At 36.1% G+C, this 16189-nt stretch carries 14 protein-coding genes; 5 read left to right on the plus strand and 9 right to left on the minus strand.

What is annotated here, in order from left to right; all coding sequences use genetic code 11:
* Positions 1–7: 7 nt before the first annotated feature.
* Positions 8–1396 (minus strand): sodium:proton antiporter NhaD, encoded by a 1389-nt coding sequence (nhaD, locus tag CVT17_RS07015; protein WP_021091705.1) that lies wholly within the window; start codon positions 1394–1396, stop codon positions 8–10.
* Positions 1397–1511: 115 nt separating this feature from the next.
* Entirely contained in the window at positions 1512–1679 is a 168-nt protein-coding gene (locus tag CVT17_RS07020; protein WP_167496277.1) for a hypothetical protein, read from the minus strand.
* A gap of 30 nt (positions 1680–1709) precedes the next feature.
* Between CVT17_RS07020 and CVT17_RS07025 the strand changes: the two genes are divergently transcribed.
* From CVT17_RS07025 to CVT17_RS07040, 4 genes are read left to right on the plus strand one after another with little or no spacing between them, the layout of a single operon-like run.
* The gene (locus tag CVT17_RS07025) at positions 1710–2159 is read left to right on the plus strand and encodes a hypothetical protein (protein ID WP_107858573.1); all 450 of its coding nucleotides are present in this window, start codon (positions 1710–1712) and stop codon (positions 2157–2159) included.
* Complete coding sequence (uvrC, locus tag CVT17_RS07030; RefSeq protein WP_107858507.1) at positions 2153–3970, plus strand: excinuclease ABC subunit UvrC; 1818 nt, start codon at positions 2153–2155, stop codon at positions 3968–3970. The genes CVT17_RS07025 and uvrC overlap by 7 nt, the downstream gene beginning before the upstream one ends.
* Positions 3967–4722 (plus strand): hypothetical protein, encoded by a 756-nt coding sequence (locus CVT17_RS07035; protein ID WP_107858508.1) that lies wholly within the window; start codon positions 3967–3969, stop codon positions 4720–4722. The genes uvrC and CVT17_RS07035 overlap by 4 nt, the downstream gene beginning before the upstream one ends.
* Entirely contained in the window at positions 4712–7582 is a 2871-nt protein-coding gene (locus CVT17_RS07040; RefSeq protein ID WP_107858509.1) for a response regulator, read from the plus strand. Before CVT17_RS07035 ends, CVT17_RS07040 begins: the two co-directional genes overlap by 11 nt.
* Here the strand turns inward: CVT17_RS07040 and CVT17_RS07045 are convergent.
* The gene (locus CVT17_RS07045; protein ID WP_107770698.1) at positions 7579–8850 is read right to left on the minus strand and encodes an anthranilate synthase component I family protein; all 1272 of its coding nucleotides are present in this window, start codon (positions 8848–8850) and stop codon (positions 7579–7581) included. The two genes, CVT17_RS07040 and CVT17_RS07045, sit on opposite strands and share 4 nt — an antisense overlap.
* 152 nt (positions 8851–9002) lie before the next feature.
* Here CVT17_RS07045 and CVT17_RS07050 point away from each other — a divergent pair, with 152 nt between their 5' ends.
* Positions 9003–9743: a sulfite exporter TauE/SafE family protein gene (locus tag CVT17_RS07050; protein WP_107770697.1), complete on the plus strand. Its 741-nt coding sequence runs from the start codon at positions 9003–9005 to the stop codon at positions 9741–9743.
* Positions 9744–9770: 27 nt separating this feature from the next.
* Here CVT17_RS07050 and CVT17_RS07055 read toward each other — a convergent pair whose 3' ends face one another.
* The 6 genes from CVT17_RS07055 to CVT17_RS07080 form a co-directional block, all read right to left on the minus strand.
* Complete coding sequence (locus tag CVT17_RS07055) at positions 9771–11231, minus strand: class I SAM-dependent methyltransferase (RefSeq protein WP_107770696.1); 1461 nt, start codon at positions 11229–11231, stop codon at positions 9771–9773.
* Positions 11231–12310, minus strand: coding sequence for a phosphoserine transaminase (gene serC / locus CVT17_RS07060; protein ID WP_107770695.1), 1080 nt, complete (start codon positions 12308–12310; stop codon positions 11231–11233). The genes CVT17_RS07055 and serC overlap by 1 nt, the downstream gene beginning before the upstream one ends.
* A gap of 2 nt (positions 12311–12312) precedes the next feature.
* Complete coding sequence (gene xseA, locus CVT17_RS07065) at positions 12313–13479, minus strand: exodeoxyribonuclease VII large subunit (protein WP_107858510.1); 1167 nt, start codon at positions 13477–13479, stop codon at positions 12313–12315.
* A complete protein-coding gene (gene ubiE / locus CVT17_RS07070) occupies positions 13472–14194 on the minus strand; it encodes a bifunctional demethylmenaquinone methyltransferase/2-methoxy-6-polyprenyl-1,4-benzoquinol methylase UbiE (RefSeq protein WP_107770693.1) in 723 nt (240 codons plus the stop codon). The genes xseA and ubiE overlap by 8 nt, the downstream gene beginning before the upstream one ends.
* 12 nt (positions 14195–14206) lie before the next feature.
* Positions 14207–15613 (minus strand): CHAD domain-containing protein, encoded by a 1407-nt coding sequence (locus tag CVT17_RS07075; RefSeq protein ID WP_223155869.1) that lies wholly within the window; start codon positions 15611–15613, stop codon positions 14207–14209.
* Positions 15614–15753: 140 nt separating this feature from the next.
* The gene (locus tag CVT17_RS07080) at positions 15754–16164 is read right to left on the minus strand and encodes a Fur family transcriptional regulator (RefSeq protein WP_107858511.1); all 411 of its coding nucleotides are present in this window, start codon (positions 16162–16164) and stop codon (positions 15754–15756) included.
* Positions 16165–16189 lie beyond the last annotated feature (25 nt).

Genomic DNA, 16189 nt, shown 5'->3' on the forward strand with positions numbered 1-16189 from the left:
TAACCTTTTAAAAATAGATATGAAAAATTTCAAACTGCACATACCAAACAATGATTGATACGATATATCCTAGAACCACCATCCAAGCGTATTTCATATGTGCACCAAAGGTATAAATTCCTTTTAATTTACCCATTACTCCAACACCAGCTGCTGAACCAAAGCTGATCATCGAACCACCGATACCAGCAGTTAGTGTCACTAGTAGCCACTGACTCATCGCCTCGCCTGCATCAGCTCCCATTGCTGGATTTGCTTTTAAAACAGCTGACATAACAGGGACATTATCAACGATCGCTGAAAGGAATCCAACGCCGATATTTACAGCAGTTGAGCCAAATTTATCATAAAGTGATACAGCGTAATTTAAAAATCCAGCAAAATGAAGAGCGCCAACTGCAGCTAAAATTCCAAAGAAGAAAAATAGTGTGTTGTTTTCGATCTTTGACATATAGTGAAATACATGCATTGGCTCTTCATTTTTGTGAGCTTTTTTGAAATAGTAAGTATAAAGACTAAGTAGTGAGAAACCAAACATCATTCCCCACATCGCTGGCAAGTGGAAAAGCTGATGCATCATAACTGCACAAAAGATAGTAAATGCGCCTATAAAGATAACCGCTTTACCGCCCTTTTTCATAACCACTTTTGGCTCGTTTGCTACGTCAAAATGCGGTGCAGTACTTGGCACCACGCGAGAAAGTAAAAATGCCGTTACAAACCAGCCAGTGATAGATGCTGGAAAAAGTGCGAAAAAGTCGACAAATGGTGCTTTTCCAGCAGCCCAAGCCATAAGCGTAGTGATATCGCCAAATGGACTCCATGCTCCACCCGCATTTGCGGCTACGACGATATTTATCGCACCGGCTACTAGGAAATTTGTATTATTTCTATCTATTGTTAGAAGAACGGTTGAAAGAATAAGCGCTGTTGTTAGGTTATCAGCTACTGGGCTTATAAAAAATGCCAAAATACCAGTTAGCCAAAACAGCTTTCTATAAGTATAGCCTTTTGATACGAGATTATATTTAAGTGCATTAAATACGTCTCTTTCGATAAGTGCTTCGATAAATGTCATCGCCACCATCAAGAAAAATACGATCTGAGCGATCTCTAAAATCAGGTGATTTACCTCATGTTCAAGCGAATGCACATCCATGCCATTTATAAGCATATAAACGCCGATAAGCAGGAACATAAACGTACCGATAAAGATAGCAGGTTTTGCTTTGTCGATATGGAAATTTTCTTCTGCTGCTATGAAAAAATATCCAACAACAAAAATTATAAGCGATAAAATTCCTGCCCATGTAGTAGTTAAGTCAATAGCTGCGGTTTCTCCATCAGCACCAAAAGCCATCGCGAAAAACAAGCCTAGAAGTCCAAAAAACCTCATTATACTCTCCTTGTAGAATAAAAAATCTTGGTATATTACTTAAATGAGCCTAAAAATTAGGTTAGTTAAAATTATTAAGCTTACATTACATTTTTATTTAAATATGAAAATTTTACTAGATTTTGTTTATCTTATCAGTTTTCTTTTCTTTTACGGGAGCATTTCCATAAAATGGATCATCCTTGTAACCACAACCACTAAATGCAAAAAGAGTAAAAATTAAAATAAAAAATGATAAGATAAGCCCATGAAAAACGCTAAATTTTTGATAAATACTATTCATGAAAATCCTTTGTATAAAGAAAAATTAAGCATGGCAAATGAGTGCCAACAGCTTTTAGAGCTTATGGGGAAAGCAAAACGATTTTATATAGCTTTTTGCTACGTTAGAGAAGACGTTTTGACCTTTGTTCTTACTCATCCCACTGGGCTTTTAGAGCTTAGGCGTGATAGTAGTATAAATGATATAAAAAGGTTATTAAAAACCTTTTGCAATTTTAATAAAAATAGCGTTTTTAACAGCATTCTTACTCCAAAACCTATTAACGAAATCAACTATACAAAAAACAAAAAAGAAGAAAATATAAGATTTGTCGTGAGCAAATTTTTAAAATTTTTTAATCAAAAAGAGCAAAGTGCCATCTTTTATACGCCAGCTAGCAAAGGTGAGTTTGAAAATTTAGCAAAAGACGAGCAAATACACCAAAAATTTGAAGAGCTAAGAGAAATTTTGCTCAAGAAAAATGAACAGGCAAGATGCTAATAGACGAGATCAGAACGCTTCCAAACGAGCCTGGCGTATACCAGTATTTTGACGCACAAAATAGACTTTTATACGTTGGTAAGGCCAAAATTTTAAAAAACAGGGTCAAAAGCTACTTTAAATTTACCCCAAGTCTAGCTCCAGCCGAAAAGCTAAGTCCAAGAATTTCAAAGATGATAAGCGAAGCCGTGCATCTTGAATACATCGTCACACCAAGCGAAGCAGACGCGCTGATACTTGAAAATTCTTTCATCAAGCAGCTAAAACCAAAGTACAACATCTTGCTTCGTGACGACAAGACCTACCCTTATATTTTTATAAATTTAAATGATGATTTTCCAAGATTTGAGATCACTAGAAAGGTGATAAAAGGCTCGAATATCCGCTATTTTGGACCATATTTTAGTGGAGCTAGCGAGCTACTTGAAGCACTTTATATAAATTTCAACCTAGTTCAGAAAAAATCCTGCATCAAAGGCAAAAAAGCCTGCCTTTTTTATCAGCTAAAACGCTGCTATGCTCCGTGTGAAGGCAAAATTTCAAAAGAAAACTACGCTAAGATCGTAAATGAGGCTATCGCGGCCTTACAAAATCCAAATTTACTCATCACTCGCCTTGAAGAGCTCATGCTAAACTACGCCAAGGCTGAAGACTACGAGCAAGCAGCCGCGACTAGAGATAAAATACAAACACTTAAAAACATGCAAACAAAGGTCGAGGTCGATCTTGCCAAGCTTGAGGACTTTGAGGCATACTCGGTCGCTTGCGTGCACGATATGATCTGTGCGGTAAGATTTAGCGTGCAAAGTGGCAAGATAACTGGCGTAAAAACTGACATCACGCAGGCCAAAAACGCTCAAAAAGACGAGATAAACGAAGCTTATAAGCAGGCTATTTTAAAAAGCTTCATAGCTGGACAGCCGATAATTAGCACCAAAATTTATGTGCATGAGAGCTTTGAAGATAGTGAGCTGGTGGAGGAAATTTTAAACGAGAGATTTGGGCGTAAATTTAGTATCACTTGCCCAAAAATAGGCGATAAGCGTAAAATTTGTGAGATCGCTACAAAAAACGCTGAAGTTAGCATCGAAAAATATCTAAAAACGCACGATAATGAGCTATTAAACGAGATAAAAGAGTATTTTGGTCTTGCTCACACGCCTTACGTGGTCGAAGCCTACGACAACTCACACCTTTTTGGCGAGGCAAGTGTCGGAGCGATGGTACGCTATGAACACGGCGAGTGGGCGAAGCAAAACTACCGTCACATGCATCTAAACTCTAAAAACGACTACGATCAGATGAAAGAGAGCCTAACAGCTAGAGCGCTTAGATTTGACAAGCTTAGCCCACCTGATCTTTGGGTCATTGATGGTGGTGAAGTGCTTTTAAACTTAGCCTGTGAAATTTTAGCAAGCAGTGGCGCAAATGTCGATGTGATAGCCATTTCAAAAGAGAAGATCGATGCCAAAGCTCACCGCGCAAAAGGTGAGGCAAAGGATAAAATTTACACAAAAAATGGTAGCTTTAGCCTAAGCACGAGCGATAAAAAGCTGCAGTTTTTCCAAAAAATGCGTGATGAAAGCCATAGATTTGTCATCAGTTTTCACAGAAAAACAAGGCAGAAAAACGATATGCAAAGATCAATTCTAAAGCAGGCTGGCGTATCTGAGGGCAGTATCGCGAAATTAATCAGCTTTTACGGAAGTTTTGATAAAATCAGCGAAGCGAATTTAGACGAAGTGGCAAAAATAACAAATAAAAGCGTAGCAGAAAAGCTTGCAGTGCTCAAAGAAGGAAATTTGAAGTGATAATATATGATGAAAATTTAAAAATATCTGCGATAACGCAAGATTCACTTGAGCTATTGGGTTTTGATAGTTTGGATGACTTTTTGTTGCAATACAAAGATATAAGTGAGCTAGTCATAACAAGCCAAGAAAGTACAAACTACAACTTCTTGGAATTTTTACAAAATACGAAAGATAATAGCGCTAGAGTAAATTTAAAAAGAAAAGATGGTGGTGCTATCTTACTAGAAGCGAGATTGCAAAATGCCATTTTAAAAAATGGTGAGAAATTTTTTATCGTGCTTTTAGAGAAGCAAGACATAATAAACAACCAAAATCTAATAGCAGCAGTAAAAGTAAAACCTACATTAAGACTGCCCGTTTTTAAACTAAACGCATGGTATCTTTTTGACACGCAGACACAATCACTTATCGATGATTCTTGGTTTGAAACATCGCTTAAAATACTAAATTTAAATAAAAAAGATTTTGCGTCCTACTTAAATATCTTTTTGCATAACGCAAGAGAAATCCTTATCCAAATCCAATCAGCCATAATCGCAAAAGACGAGATAATGCTCAAAAAATACGTAGATGAGATAAGGGAAGCTGCATTAAATTTAAAGCTTAATAACCTTGCAAATGAGCTTAACGCTCTTTTAGATAACAATCAAAATGGAAAGATGAAAGAGATGTCTCTTTTTACCAAAAGACTAATTGAGATAGAAAATATCGTCAAAAAATATAGCAAAAAGAGTATCCATGAAAAATAATAAATTTTATATATTGTTAGTGCCAATAATAATTTCAGCGATCTTTTGCGCATATAGCGGAAATGAAAGCTATAAAAAATTTACAGAACTAAAAGATCTAAATGAAAAACTATATAAACAATCCTTAGTATTTCAAACTATAAAATCTGTAATACAAGAGCACGATACGCTAATAGGCAAAAGCCAAGAAGATATAAGAAGGTTGCGGGATAACACTTTAAAAAATACACAAAAATTTATAAACTCTATAAGAAAAGACGATCGCACTGAGATACGAAATGTAAATAAATTAAAAGAATTGCTAGCAAATCTAAACCAAAATGATAAATTTGATGAACTATTTTATGAATTTTTCCAAAATATAAATGGAGAAATAGATAGCGATTTTAAACAAGACTTAGACCGAGACTTTCCACTTATAATAAAAGCTTATGCCGCAACTTTAAGTAAAATTTACAATCAACTCTCTTTAGCAAACAACACAAAATACTATGTAAAAAATATCTTTATAAATGGCCCTTTATTTTCAATAAATAGCAATGTGAGAGAAAATATATATTCCGTAAAGGACAACACGCCAAATCTTGATATGCTTCCAAAAAGTGAGCTAAAAGAGAATATCTATAAAGACTTTAACCAGTTTGAAGCCAACTATCAAGCCAGAAAAATAAGAGAAGTTAAAGCCAAGATCGCATTTTCTGAGAAGCTAAACATCGAAGATATCATCTTAATCAAACAGTATGAAGATGATAAATTTATACTTTTATTAGATAGTGCCATAAACATAAAAAATGAGCTGTTAGAACTTACTAAGAGCGAGAAAATAAGATTTGGCATAAAGACCTTCTTTGAGTTTTTGCTTTGTGGCTTGCTCATTTTATCTTTGCTTAGCATTTCTGCTAGGTTGAAATTTTTAAAGGTGCTTATCGATAAGTCAAAATACATATCAAACTATATCCTATCATCAAAAGAGACAAGTGCGGATAATGCGATATCAAAACTTATAAAAACTTATGAAGATCTAAAAGAAACCTATATAAAAGATAGCAGCTTTTTTCAGATAAAAGATAGATATATTTTATCCGTGAGCAAGAAGCTAGAGTCTATCAATAAGGAAATTTTTACATCGACTGCGGCTTTAAAAATAGAAACAAATAATAGCAAAAAGCAAGTATTTATAGACACGATAGAAAAAAATGCAAATATCATGACTTCACTTTATAACAATGCTAAAAATATCTCAAATGTTAAAAAATATAGCGAATGCAATAAAACCGAGATATTTGATCCTCAAAAAAGCTTCGAAGAAATTTTGCAAGCAAATATCGTCTATTCGCAAAGCAAAAAGATAAATTTTATAAGTTACCTTGATCCAAGCCTTACAAATGAACTAGAAGGAAATCTAAATTCATTAAAAACCGCATTTAACTCTATCTTTTTGGCGTCTTTATCAATGTCTTTAAGACATCAAAACATTATCATCACTATCAAAAAAGTTCAAAAAGAGTTTGATAGAAGCGGGCTTTGTTCTGTAAGCTTTAGCATAAAAAATAGCTCAGCTGCCATGAGCGAAAAGCAAATTTCAGATATATTTTTAGATGATGAGAATAGCTTAAATAATGATGAGAGCGAGTTTTATCTAAAAATCGCTCAAATTTATTTAAAAAATTTAGAAAGCAAGCTGGAGATTAACTCGTTTCCAAGTATTGGCAATGAGTTTAAATTTGTAGTCATTTTTAAAACAACATCAAACTATAAAGACTTTGATATAAAATGCGATCATAAATTAGCATTCTTGCAAGATGTAAATATCGCTTACAACGAAGCTTTTGAGCAGACTACAAAAGACCTTGGGCTCAAAGTGGATATGCTAACAAGCACTAGCCCATCTATTACAAAAAATTATGATGCTATATTTTTAAGAAATACCAATAAGCAAGGTCAAGATATTAAAAATCCGCTCATTTTAAAAGATCCGCTAACTCCATTAAGCATCACAAGACTACTTTGCTTAGGTGAAGCTGATATTATGAATAAAAATTTAAACGATAAACCAAAAATTTTAATCTGCGATACTAATGAAATTTACATAGATATAACAGCAAGTGGTTTTAGTAAATTTAACTGCGAAGTTGTTGGAGTTTGTAATAAAAAAGATCTAAAACAAGCCATAAAGCAAGGCGATTTTGACCTTATATTTGTTGGCTCAAAATTTTTCGAAGCTGAAAAAAATAGCCTTCAAAAAAATCTTGATCTTATAAAAACAGCCATACAAAATGCAAAAATTCCAATTATACTAATGCTTTCAAATACTTCAAATATAGATGGAGAGAGTGTCAAAGAATACTTCAATGCCTATATAAAAACGCCAATAAATAGCGACGAACTGGCTCAAATTTTTAGAAAATTTTTGCCAAATTTTGGCGAGATCGCAATAGACGAAAGCTATCTAACAAAAAGCGAAAATATTATTTTATTTAAGAAATCTCCAATGGAAAATAAAATATTTAGCTCAGCTTTAGGAGAATTTTACAACACACTTGAAACCACAAATAGCTTTGATGAGCTATTAACAAAAATAAAGACCAAAACTTACGGAATCGTTCTTATAGATGAAAATGTAAAAGACTTCAACTATGAAGAGCTAACAAGAGTTGTTGATAAGATAAGACAAAGCCAAAAGGTTGATACAAGAGTGCTGATATTTGGCGCACAAGAAAGAAGTGAATTTCCTTTTGTAAAAGTGCTAGCTAAAAATATCACAAAAGCAGAGCTCTCAGCTACCGTAAGGGAACAAATCGATTCTATGGGCACTAGCTACGCTAAAAGCTCTTATGAATTTATTAAGTTTAACGCTTAAAACTCTTTTGCGTTATTTTTAAATACATTTAGCACGCTTGCTCGTTTATGGTAAATTTCGGCGTATTCTCTTTCGCTCTTTGAGTCATAAACTATACCAGCTCCAGCCCCCACAAATACATCACTAAAGCCATTTTCACCTGACACAAAGATGGCTGAGCGAATAAGAATAGCAACCTGAGCATCGCCATTAAAATGCAAAAATCCAATGCCGCCGCCATAGATATTTCGCTCATAAATTTCAAGCTCGTTTATGATCTGCATCGCTCTGATCTTTGGCGCACCGCTAAGCGTGCCAGCTGGGAAGATGCTAGCTAAGACATCAAAAAGATCAAGCCCTTTGGCGCACTTGCCATAGACATCGCTTACGATATGAATTACTTTTTCATATTTTTGGATATGCATAGTATTTTTTACGGATACACTTTTTGGCTCTGAAACCCTGCCGATGTCATTTCTAGCAAGATCAATTAGCATTTTGTGCTCAGCCAGTTCCTTTTCGTCACTTAAAAGCTCATTTTCAAGTGCCGCATCTGCATTTGCATCACTTCCTCTAGGCCTTGTGCCTGCGATCGGAGCTACAAAAATTTGCTCACTTTTCATCTCAAAAACAAGCTCTGGCGAAGAGCCAACCACATCACCATAAGGTGTAGGAAAATGAAACATATATGGACTTGGATTTGTAAGTGAGAGCTTTTTATAAAATTCCAAACTGCTCATATTCGTTGAAATTTCAAGCAATTCACCAAGTACCACCTGAAAGACATCACCACATCTTATATACTCTTTTGCTAACTCAACCATATCCTCAAAGTGTTTCTTTTCTCTACTAAGATCAGTTTTTATACTAAATTTACTCTGCTCTTTGCTTTTGCATTCAACTTTCGCATCAAGCAAAAAGTCATAATATTTATTCTTATCTCCATAAAATGTATAAATTTTACTCATCTTGTCAAAGTGCAGATAGGCCTTTGCATCGGCATAGATAAATTTTGGAAATTCATACTTTTTGGCTTTCTCTTCTCCGATATATTCAAAATATCTCACACCATCATAGGCAAAAACACCAAAAAGTCCCGCAAATGGAGCTAAAGATTTATTACGATTTGTATCAAAATAACTTCTAAGCCCATAAAAGTCCATATCCTTTTCATCGATGTATTCGCAATCAATACCTATAATCGTTTGGGTCTTATCCTCGGCCAAGTAGCTATTTTTAAATTTTTCTCTAATCACTTCATAATAAAACAGTGGTTGTTCTAAGAGCATTTTTTTCCTTTAAATTTTTGATGATTATAAAAAAAGTTCGCTTTTAGTTTTTAAAATTTTTATCAAATTTCTAAATTTATGCCCAAATTTCACCTTTTTACTATTTTTTTAACACCGCTTGGCTAAAATTTGGCACTCGTAAAAGGAAATTTATGCTCTTTGTTGAACTTTTTATAATTGGTATCGGTGTTGGATACATCGCTGGCTTTTTTGGCATCGGTGGCGGCACGGTCGTCGTTCCTATAATGGTCGCCTTTGGATATGACATAAAAACCGCTATTGGCATAAGCGTTATGCAAATGATATTTAGTGCGACTTTTGGCTCGTATCTAAACTACAAAGCTGGCCTTTTAAAACTAAATCGCGGCGTAGTTTTAGGGCTTGGGGGCTTAGTTGGAGCTAGTTTTAGTGGCATTATTGTTTCATATGCGCCAGCGATTTTACTTGAGTCACTCTTACTTGCGACATTTATCTTATCCCTTTTAAAGTTATATTTTATGCCAAATAGTGACGGCTCAAACGCAAATAACTCACTTTTTTTGCTATTTTTAGTTGGTCTTTTTGTAGGTGCTCTTGCTATTAGTATTGGCATCGGCGGGGGCGTCTTTATCGCTCCTATCTTGGTAGGCTTTTTGCGTTATGAGCTGAAAAAAGCGGTCTCAATGGGCGTATTTTTCGTTATGTTTGCAGCCATCGCTGGCTTCATCTCGCTCTCGCTAAATGGCCATATCTCATACGCTGAGGGCGCATTTTTAGGTCTTGGCTCGCTAATAGGCGCATACTTTGGCACCAAAAAGACGCAAAATACCGACAAAAAAACACTTAAAAAATGGTTTTTACTCTTTTACATAGCGATGATATGTTTGATATTAAAAGATATGTTTTTTGAATAAGAGCATGGCTAAATTGCCACGCTCTTTTTAAATTTCTTCAAAAAAGTAAGCTTCGCTTAGTTTAAAAGCAAGCTCTTTTAGCTCATCTTCGTTTAAATTTACGCCCTTTGCAATCTCTTTAACGCTGGCCTTGCCGTCAAATTTCAATGCAGCTTTGATCTCTTCAACGCTTAAACTAAGCTTGCCATTTAGCTCATTTGCTAAAGAAATAACTGGCGAGTTAGCCTCCAGAAAATACCCCAGATACGCAGCAGCTCTAGGCTTTAGCCTAGTTTTTTTAGGCTCATAAGCAAGTGCAGCAAGCTTTGTGGATGAAATTTTAGTGTTTTGATCATTTAAAATTTCAAGTAGCCCCATAAATGCTTCACTCTTGCTCTCACCAAGTGCAGCCTTTACTTCACTTAAATTTAGACTTTGCGGATAGGCTTTGCTCAAAATTTCTTGCGTTTTTGTCCTTGGCTGCTCACTAAAATATGCAAAATAAATCCTATCAAGCTCGCTCTCTCCAAGCACCGCATCAAAGTCCTCAGCGCCACCAAGCCTTTCTTTGTGCGCGATGAGGCTCTTTCTAAAAGATCTATTAAACAAAAAGTCGTTTAGCTGCTCTTTTTTGATGCGAGTGTTGTAGCTTTGCTCGATGTGCGCGTCAAAGCGATAAATTCCAGTTGAGCTTGCAAAGATGTCATTTAACGAAGCATCTATAACATAGCAAAGTCCGTGTTTATCGATGTGTTTAGCAAATTTATGAAAGTAAGTTGGCTCGTTGCTAGCCTCCAAAAAGTCGTGCAAAATGTAATAATCACTACCCTTTGCGATGATGCCTTGTAAGAAATTTAGCTGCGTCAAAAGTAGCTTCATGCTGTCTTTATAGACGACGTCGCTTTGGTTTTGTAAGCTAAATTTCAAATAATCCTGCAAGAAATTTAACTCACCTTTTACACGAGCAAGTGCTTCTTTGCTGTCGTTACCTGAGCTTACAAAAAGCATAAAATCTCTTAAAATATCAAGGCTCTTCCAGCCAGGATAGGTATTATACGAAACATAAGCGATGCCATCCTCGCTAAGTAGTGCCTTAATCGTGGCAAGCAGTGCATCTCTTACATTTGGACTCACCCAGCTATAAACGCCATGAGCGATAATATAGTCAAATTTCCCAAGCTCTTTTATATCGCTTTCGTTCATGTGCAAAAAATTTCGCTCAAGAAGAGTAAAATTTTCTAAACCTATCTGCTTTGCCACCTTGTTACCTTCAGTCACTTGATGGCTTGAGATGTCGATACCAACGACTTTTGCGCTTTTGTGCGAAATGGCAAATGGCAAGATATTGCCACCATATGATGAGCCAAGCTCAAGCACTCTAGCCTCTTTTAAGCTAGCTGCTTTAAGCCCCAGAAATTTAGCAACCGCTTCTATCCTAACTGGCGAGCAGTCGCTAAATGCAGCCGAGAAATAAGGAATTTCATCATAAGCTTTCTTTGTTTTATTCATTAGCTATGTTTTCTTGCAAATTCTCTCATAAATTCGCCAAGTTTTTCAACATCGCTTTGACTAACGGCATTGTAGATAGAGGCTCTTATGCCGCCAAGATGTCTGTGACCTTTTAGCCCTAGCATGCCCTCTTTTAGTGCTTCTTCGACGAAAACTGGCTCAAGTGCGTGATCTTTTGGTATCGTAAAGCTCACGTTCATATCTGATCTGCTTGATTTTTTAGCGTGGCCTAGATAAAAGCCATTTGAGCTATCTATGATGTCATAAAGCGTGCTTGCTTTTTTTGCATTTATCTTCTCAACCTCAGCAAGTCCACCAAGATCTAGTAGGTGCTGCATGGTTAAATTTAAAAGATAAATTCCAAAAGTTGGCGGTGTGTTGTAAAGTGAGTTTGCCTCTACGTGCGTTTTGTAGCGCAAAAACATAGGGATATTTTGGCTGCTCACACGATCAACTAGGTCTTTTCTTAAAATGACGATAGTCACGCCACTTGGGCCTGCATTTTTCTGAGCGCCACCGTAAAGCAAGCCAATACTGCTAAAATCAAGCGGTCTAGCGAAAAAATCACTCGAAGCATCGACAACAAGGGGCGATTTAGTCTTTGGCATAGCCTTATACTGTGTGCCATAAATCGTATTATTTGAGCAGATGTAGGCGTAGTCGGCATCGTCACTAAATTTCACATCAGGGATGTAAGAGAAATTTTCATCTTCGCTGCTTGCTACGACATCTACATTTACGCCAAGCACTTTTGCCTCTTTGATCGCTTTGTTTGTCCAAACGCCAGTGTTTGCGTACTGCGCCTTGCCACCTTGATATAAATTCATCGGTATCATGCTAAATTGCAAGTGTGCGCCGCCTTGCAAAAATAAAATTTCATACTCATCGCCGACATTATAGAGCTTTCTTATCTTATCCATCGCACCAAAGTGGATCTCCTCAAAGGTCTTGCTTCTGTGGCTAATCTCCATGATCGAGTAGCCCTCGCCTCTGTAGTCGGTAAATTCGGCCTTTGCGTGCTCTAAAACCTCTAGTGGTATCGCGCTTGGGCCTGCGCTAAAGTTGATTTTTCTACTCATTTTTACTCCTTGATAATTGCTTTTTTATGTGTATTTTGCGAGATAAGCTCTATCTCATCGTCTATTTTTAAATCCCTAAGATCAACTCTCTTGCCATCTTTTCTAACCTCGATAAGCCCTTTTGTACTCTCAAAAAAGAGCTCCCTCATCTCATAAGCCTTCTCTAGCGAGTTAAGGGCTGAGCTAAGGACTAAAATTTTTCTTTGGACAGCATTTGCTATGGCATTTTGCTTATTTGTCACCTCGCTAAATTTTAGCTCGATCCTAGCTTTTAGAGCGTTTGATGAAAATTTAGAAAGTAGTAAATTTAGCAAATTTTGCTTTTTGGTTATCTTTAAGCTTAAAGCGCTATCAAGATCATCGCTGAGCCTATCAAGATACTGAAAAAAAGCCTCTTCATCAGGTAGCAGATCAAGCATAGCTGCACTTGGCGTAAGCGATCTGCGGTCTGCTACAAAGTCGCTTATAACATAGTCTATCTCATGTCCAATAGCGCTTATGACTGGCGTTTTGGTGGCGTAAATTTCACGCGCCAAGCCCTCGTCGTTAAAGCACCAAAGATCCTCTTTGCTGCCGCCTCCACGAGCTAAAACGATCACATCAACGCCGTATCTATCAGCTCTTTTTAAAGCCTTTATGAGCGAGCTTGGGGCATTTTCACCTTGAGTTAAGGCATCAAAGATATAAATTTCGCTTAATTTCCAACGACTCGTCACGACCTTTAACATATCCTGAAGTGCCGCCGAAGTAGCGCTTGTGACAAGGGCTATTTTTTTAGGTAAATTTGGTATCTCTTTTTTTGTGCCGATATCAAAAAGGCCCTCATTTTCGAGCTTTTCTTTAAGCTGCCTAAACGCAAGCTCAAGCTCACCCTCGCCATCTGGTAGCATCGCACTAGCCACTAGCTGATACGATCCACTTGGCGAATAAATAGTCACTTTGCCATAAATTTTGACCTTCAAGCCATCTTTTGGCAAGAATTTCACTTTTTGGTTGTTCATACGATACATCACAGCTGAGATGCTTGACTTTTCGTCTTTTAGCGTGAAGTACCAGTGCCCAGAAGCGTGCTTAGTAAGGCGCGAAATTTCTCCACTTACCTCGACATAGTCAAGTGTCGCTTCAAGCAGCGCCTTTGCTTTTTCGTTTAGCTCAGATACGCTAAGCATTGATCTCTTTGACCTTTTTGGCGATAAATAGCGTCGAGATGTCCATACTAAAGCCCTTACAAAGCTCTATCTCAAAGCCAGCAGTGGCTAGCTCATCGCAAAAGCTCTTTGCATCCAAGAAATTTTCTATCGAGCTTGGCAGATACTCGTATGCCTCTTTATTTTTTGAGATAAAGCCACCAATTTTTGGCAAAATTTTACTTAGGTAAAAATCTCTTAGCGAGGTTATAAGCCCCTTTTTCTGGCGTTTTGTAAATTCAAGCACGGCTACGTAGCCATTTAGAGCAAGTACTCTGTTAAACTCTCTAAGCGCAGCCTTTCGCTCAACCACATTTCTGATACCATAGCTTATGCTTAAAATTTGAGCCTCGCCACTTGTAAGCGTAGTGTTGTCAGCGTAGGCCTCTATAAATTTAAAATTTGGAAATTTTGCCCTAGCCTCTTTTAGCATACCACTTGAGGGATCGATACCAGTAAGGCTTTTTATCTCAACGCCAAATTCTTTTGAAATTTCACTCCAAAGCCCCATCATATCGCCAGTACCGCAAGCTACATCTACAATATTTATGCTTTTATTTTTAAAAATTTCTAGCATATATCTGCAGGCAAATTTCCTCCAGCTCACATCCACACCAAGACTTAGCACCCTGTTTGCGACGTCATAAGTCGGAGCGATCTGGTTAAACATATCAACGATTTTTTCTTGTTTTTGCATAAATTTGCCCTTTTATATGTAGTAAATTTTTAAATTTCTTGAAATTTTGCGAGTTACTTTTATAAATTTAAGACGCTTTTTTAGTATCTCTTCTCTACTTTTATAAATTTGCTTGTAAATTTTACTCTCTAGCCTCTCTTTATCTGGCATTTCTGGAAGTCTTTTAAGGATGCCGAGCCAAACGTCATAGTCTTGAAGATTGCCAAAAATTTCTTGCATCTGCTTTAGCTTCTCTTCATACTTTTTAAGCCCTTCAAAATAAAAAATTTCACATAAAAACTCGTATGTGTATCTCATCTTTTTAAGCTCTATCCTAAGATCATGAAAGCTCTCATTTGGGCAGTCTTGATTAAGGCTTTTTATCCTTTTTTGAGCTAAAACCAAAAGCGTTCTAAGCTTAAACGAACCAAGGCGCGAAAGGCTTACATCAAAGAGTTTTGACTTATAAAATTCACCCTCGTTTAAAAATATCTCCCACTCTTTTAAAAATGCGTAGTTTTCTTCGTCACCAAGGTAGCTTTTTACATTTTCATACTCTAAATCTAGAGCCTTTTTTACAAAATATATAGGCTCGTTTGCATGTTTTTGCTCGTTTAAAAAGCTCAAAAATACATCCAAATCTCGCTTTTTGTTTGTCGAGTTTGCAAGCATTTTAAAATTCTCACCAAAAAAAAGTGTCACTTTCTCATCAAAAACGCCACTAAAAATTTTAAGGATCGACCTAACCTTTCTTAAATTTACGCGAAGATCATGCAAAACTTCTTCATCTTTATCTATCAAATACTGGCTTTTTAGCCTTTTTATTACTTTAAAAATACTAACGAAAAGGACTCTTAGCGCCTCGCCGCTTTTTAGATTTGTAGCAAAATTTGGCAAAATTTCTTTTTCTTTTATGATCTTATAGGCTCTTTTGTAGTCAATTTGTTCATTTTCATTAGCATGAATGGCAAGAAATTTGTTTTTATATCTTTTATCACAAGTTACGTCACTTAGGCAAAAATTTTCTAAAAATGGTGGTAGTTTGAAAAAGACGGCCTCATTTTCATCGCTAAATTCGATTTCAAATGTACAAAGCCCGTTTAGTTCATTTTTAAAAATATCGATATTGCAAGGATTGTTATTTAATTTAAAAATGTATCTATCTTTTAAGATGACGCTACCGATGCGGTTTTTAAGAGCCTTTTTAAACTCCGCTTTTTCGCAAAATTCTTCATTTTCTTCCCTGATTAGATCTTTACCAATCTTTACAGTTTTTATAAATTTATCCTCTTCACTTCGAAAGCGGATCTCTTCATTTTGCGTTATCTTGGTATAAAATTGAGAAATTTCAAGGTGCTTAAAAACTACTCCAGCTTCTTTTAAAAAATCTAGAATTTGAGAATTTTTGAGTAAAAATTTACGCTCTATCTCCAAACTCACATTTTTCTCCAAATTTTTTTGTTCATTTTAGCAAGTTAGTGCTTAAAACAATGAGAAAAATGCTAAATTTAGGCTTATTTTAAAAGTATTTTTATTAGGAAAAAAGATGGAATTTATGTTGCTAAATAGCAACATAAATTTTATTTACAGTGTTTACAGCTTTTTACGCTAGCTACGATATTTAGACGTTCTATTATATTTCCAATCTTCTTTTCTAGTGCCTCTTGATATTTGCCAAGCTCAGCTTCATCGTAGCTCACGTCCTCGACGCTTCCACAGCTTTCACAGACAACATGAATATGTGGATATTCGTAGATGTCGTATCTAGCCTTTTGATTGACGATATTTACTTCGACTACGAGACCTTCGTCTTTTAAAGTATTTAAATTTTTATAAACCGTTGCTAGAGAAACCGATGGACTCTCTTTTAAAATCTCATCATAAAGCTCATCAATCGTTGGGTGCGTGTGGCGATCAAGAATTCTTAAAACGCTAAGGCGCTGTGGCGTGACTTTTAGCCCGGATTGCTTTAATAATGATACGTATTGCATAGTGCTTTTCCTTATTTTTATTTTG

The organism is Campylobacter concisus, assembly GCF_003048775.2.
Lineage (GTDB): Bacteria > Campylobacterota > Campylobacteria > Campylobacterales > Campylobacteraceae > Campylobacter_A > Campylobacter_A concisus_I.

Coding starts and splice junctions, on each gene's coding strand:
- CVT17_RS07020 (WP_167496277.1), bottom strand. CDS start 1,679: ATGAATAGTATTTATCAAAAATTTAGCGTTTTTCATGGGCTTATCTTA.
- uvrC (WP_107858507.1), top strand. CDS start 2,153: ATGCTAATAGACGAGATCAGAACGCTTCCAAACGAGCCTGGCGTATAC.
- CVT17_RS07025 (WP_107858573.1), top strand. CDS start 1,710: ATGGCAAATGAGTGCCAACAGCTTTTAGAGCTTATGGGGAAAGCAAAA.
- ubiE (WP_107770693.1), bottom strand. CDS start 14,194: ATGCAAAAACAAGAAAAAATCGTTGATATGTTTAACCAGATCGCTCCG.
- CVT17_RS07050 (WP_107770697.1), top strand. CDS start 9,003: ATGCTCTTTGTTGAACTTTTTATAATTGGTATCGGTGTTGGATACATC.
- serC (WP_107770695.1), bottom strand. CDS start 12,310: ATGAGTAGAAAAATCAACTTTAGCGCAGGCCCAAGCGCGATACCACTA.
- CVT17_RS07055 (WP_107770696.1), bottom strand. CDS start 11,231: ATGAATAAAACAAAGAAAGCTTATGATGAAATTCCTTATTTCTCGGCT.
- CVT17_RS07080 (WP_107858511.1), bottom strand. CDS start 16,164: ATGCAATACGTATCATTATTAAAGCAATCCGGGCTAAAAGTCACGCCA.
- CVT17_RS07040 (WP_107858509.1), top strand. CDS start 4,712: ATGAAAAATAATAAATTTTATATATTGTTAGTGCCAATAATAATTTCA.
- CVT17_RS07045 (WP_107770698.1), bottom strand. CDS start 8,850: ATGCTCTTAGAACAACCACTGTTTTATTATGAAGTGATTAGAGAAAAA.
- xseA (WP_107858510.1), bottom strand. CDS start 13,479: ATGCTTAGCGTATCTGAGCTAAACGAAAAAGCAAAGGCGCTGCTTGAA.
- nhaD (WP_021091705.1), bottom strand. CDS start 1,396: ATGAGGTTTTTTGGACTTCTAGGCTTGTTTTTCGCGATGGCTTTTGGT.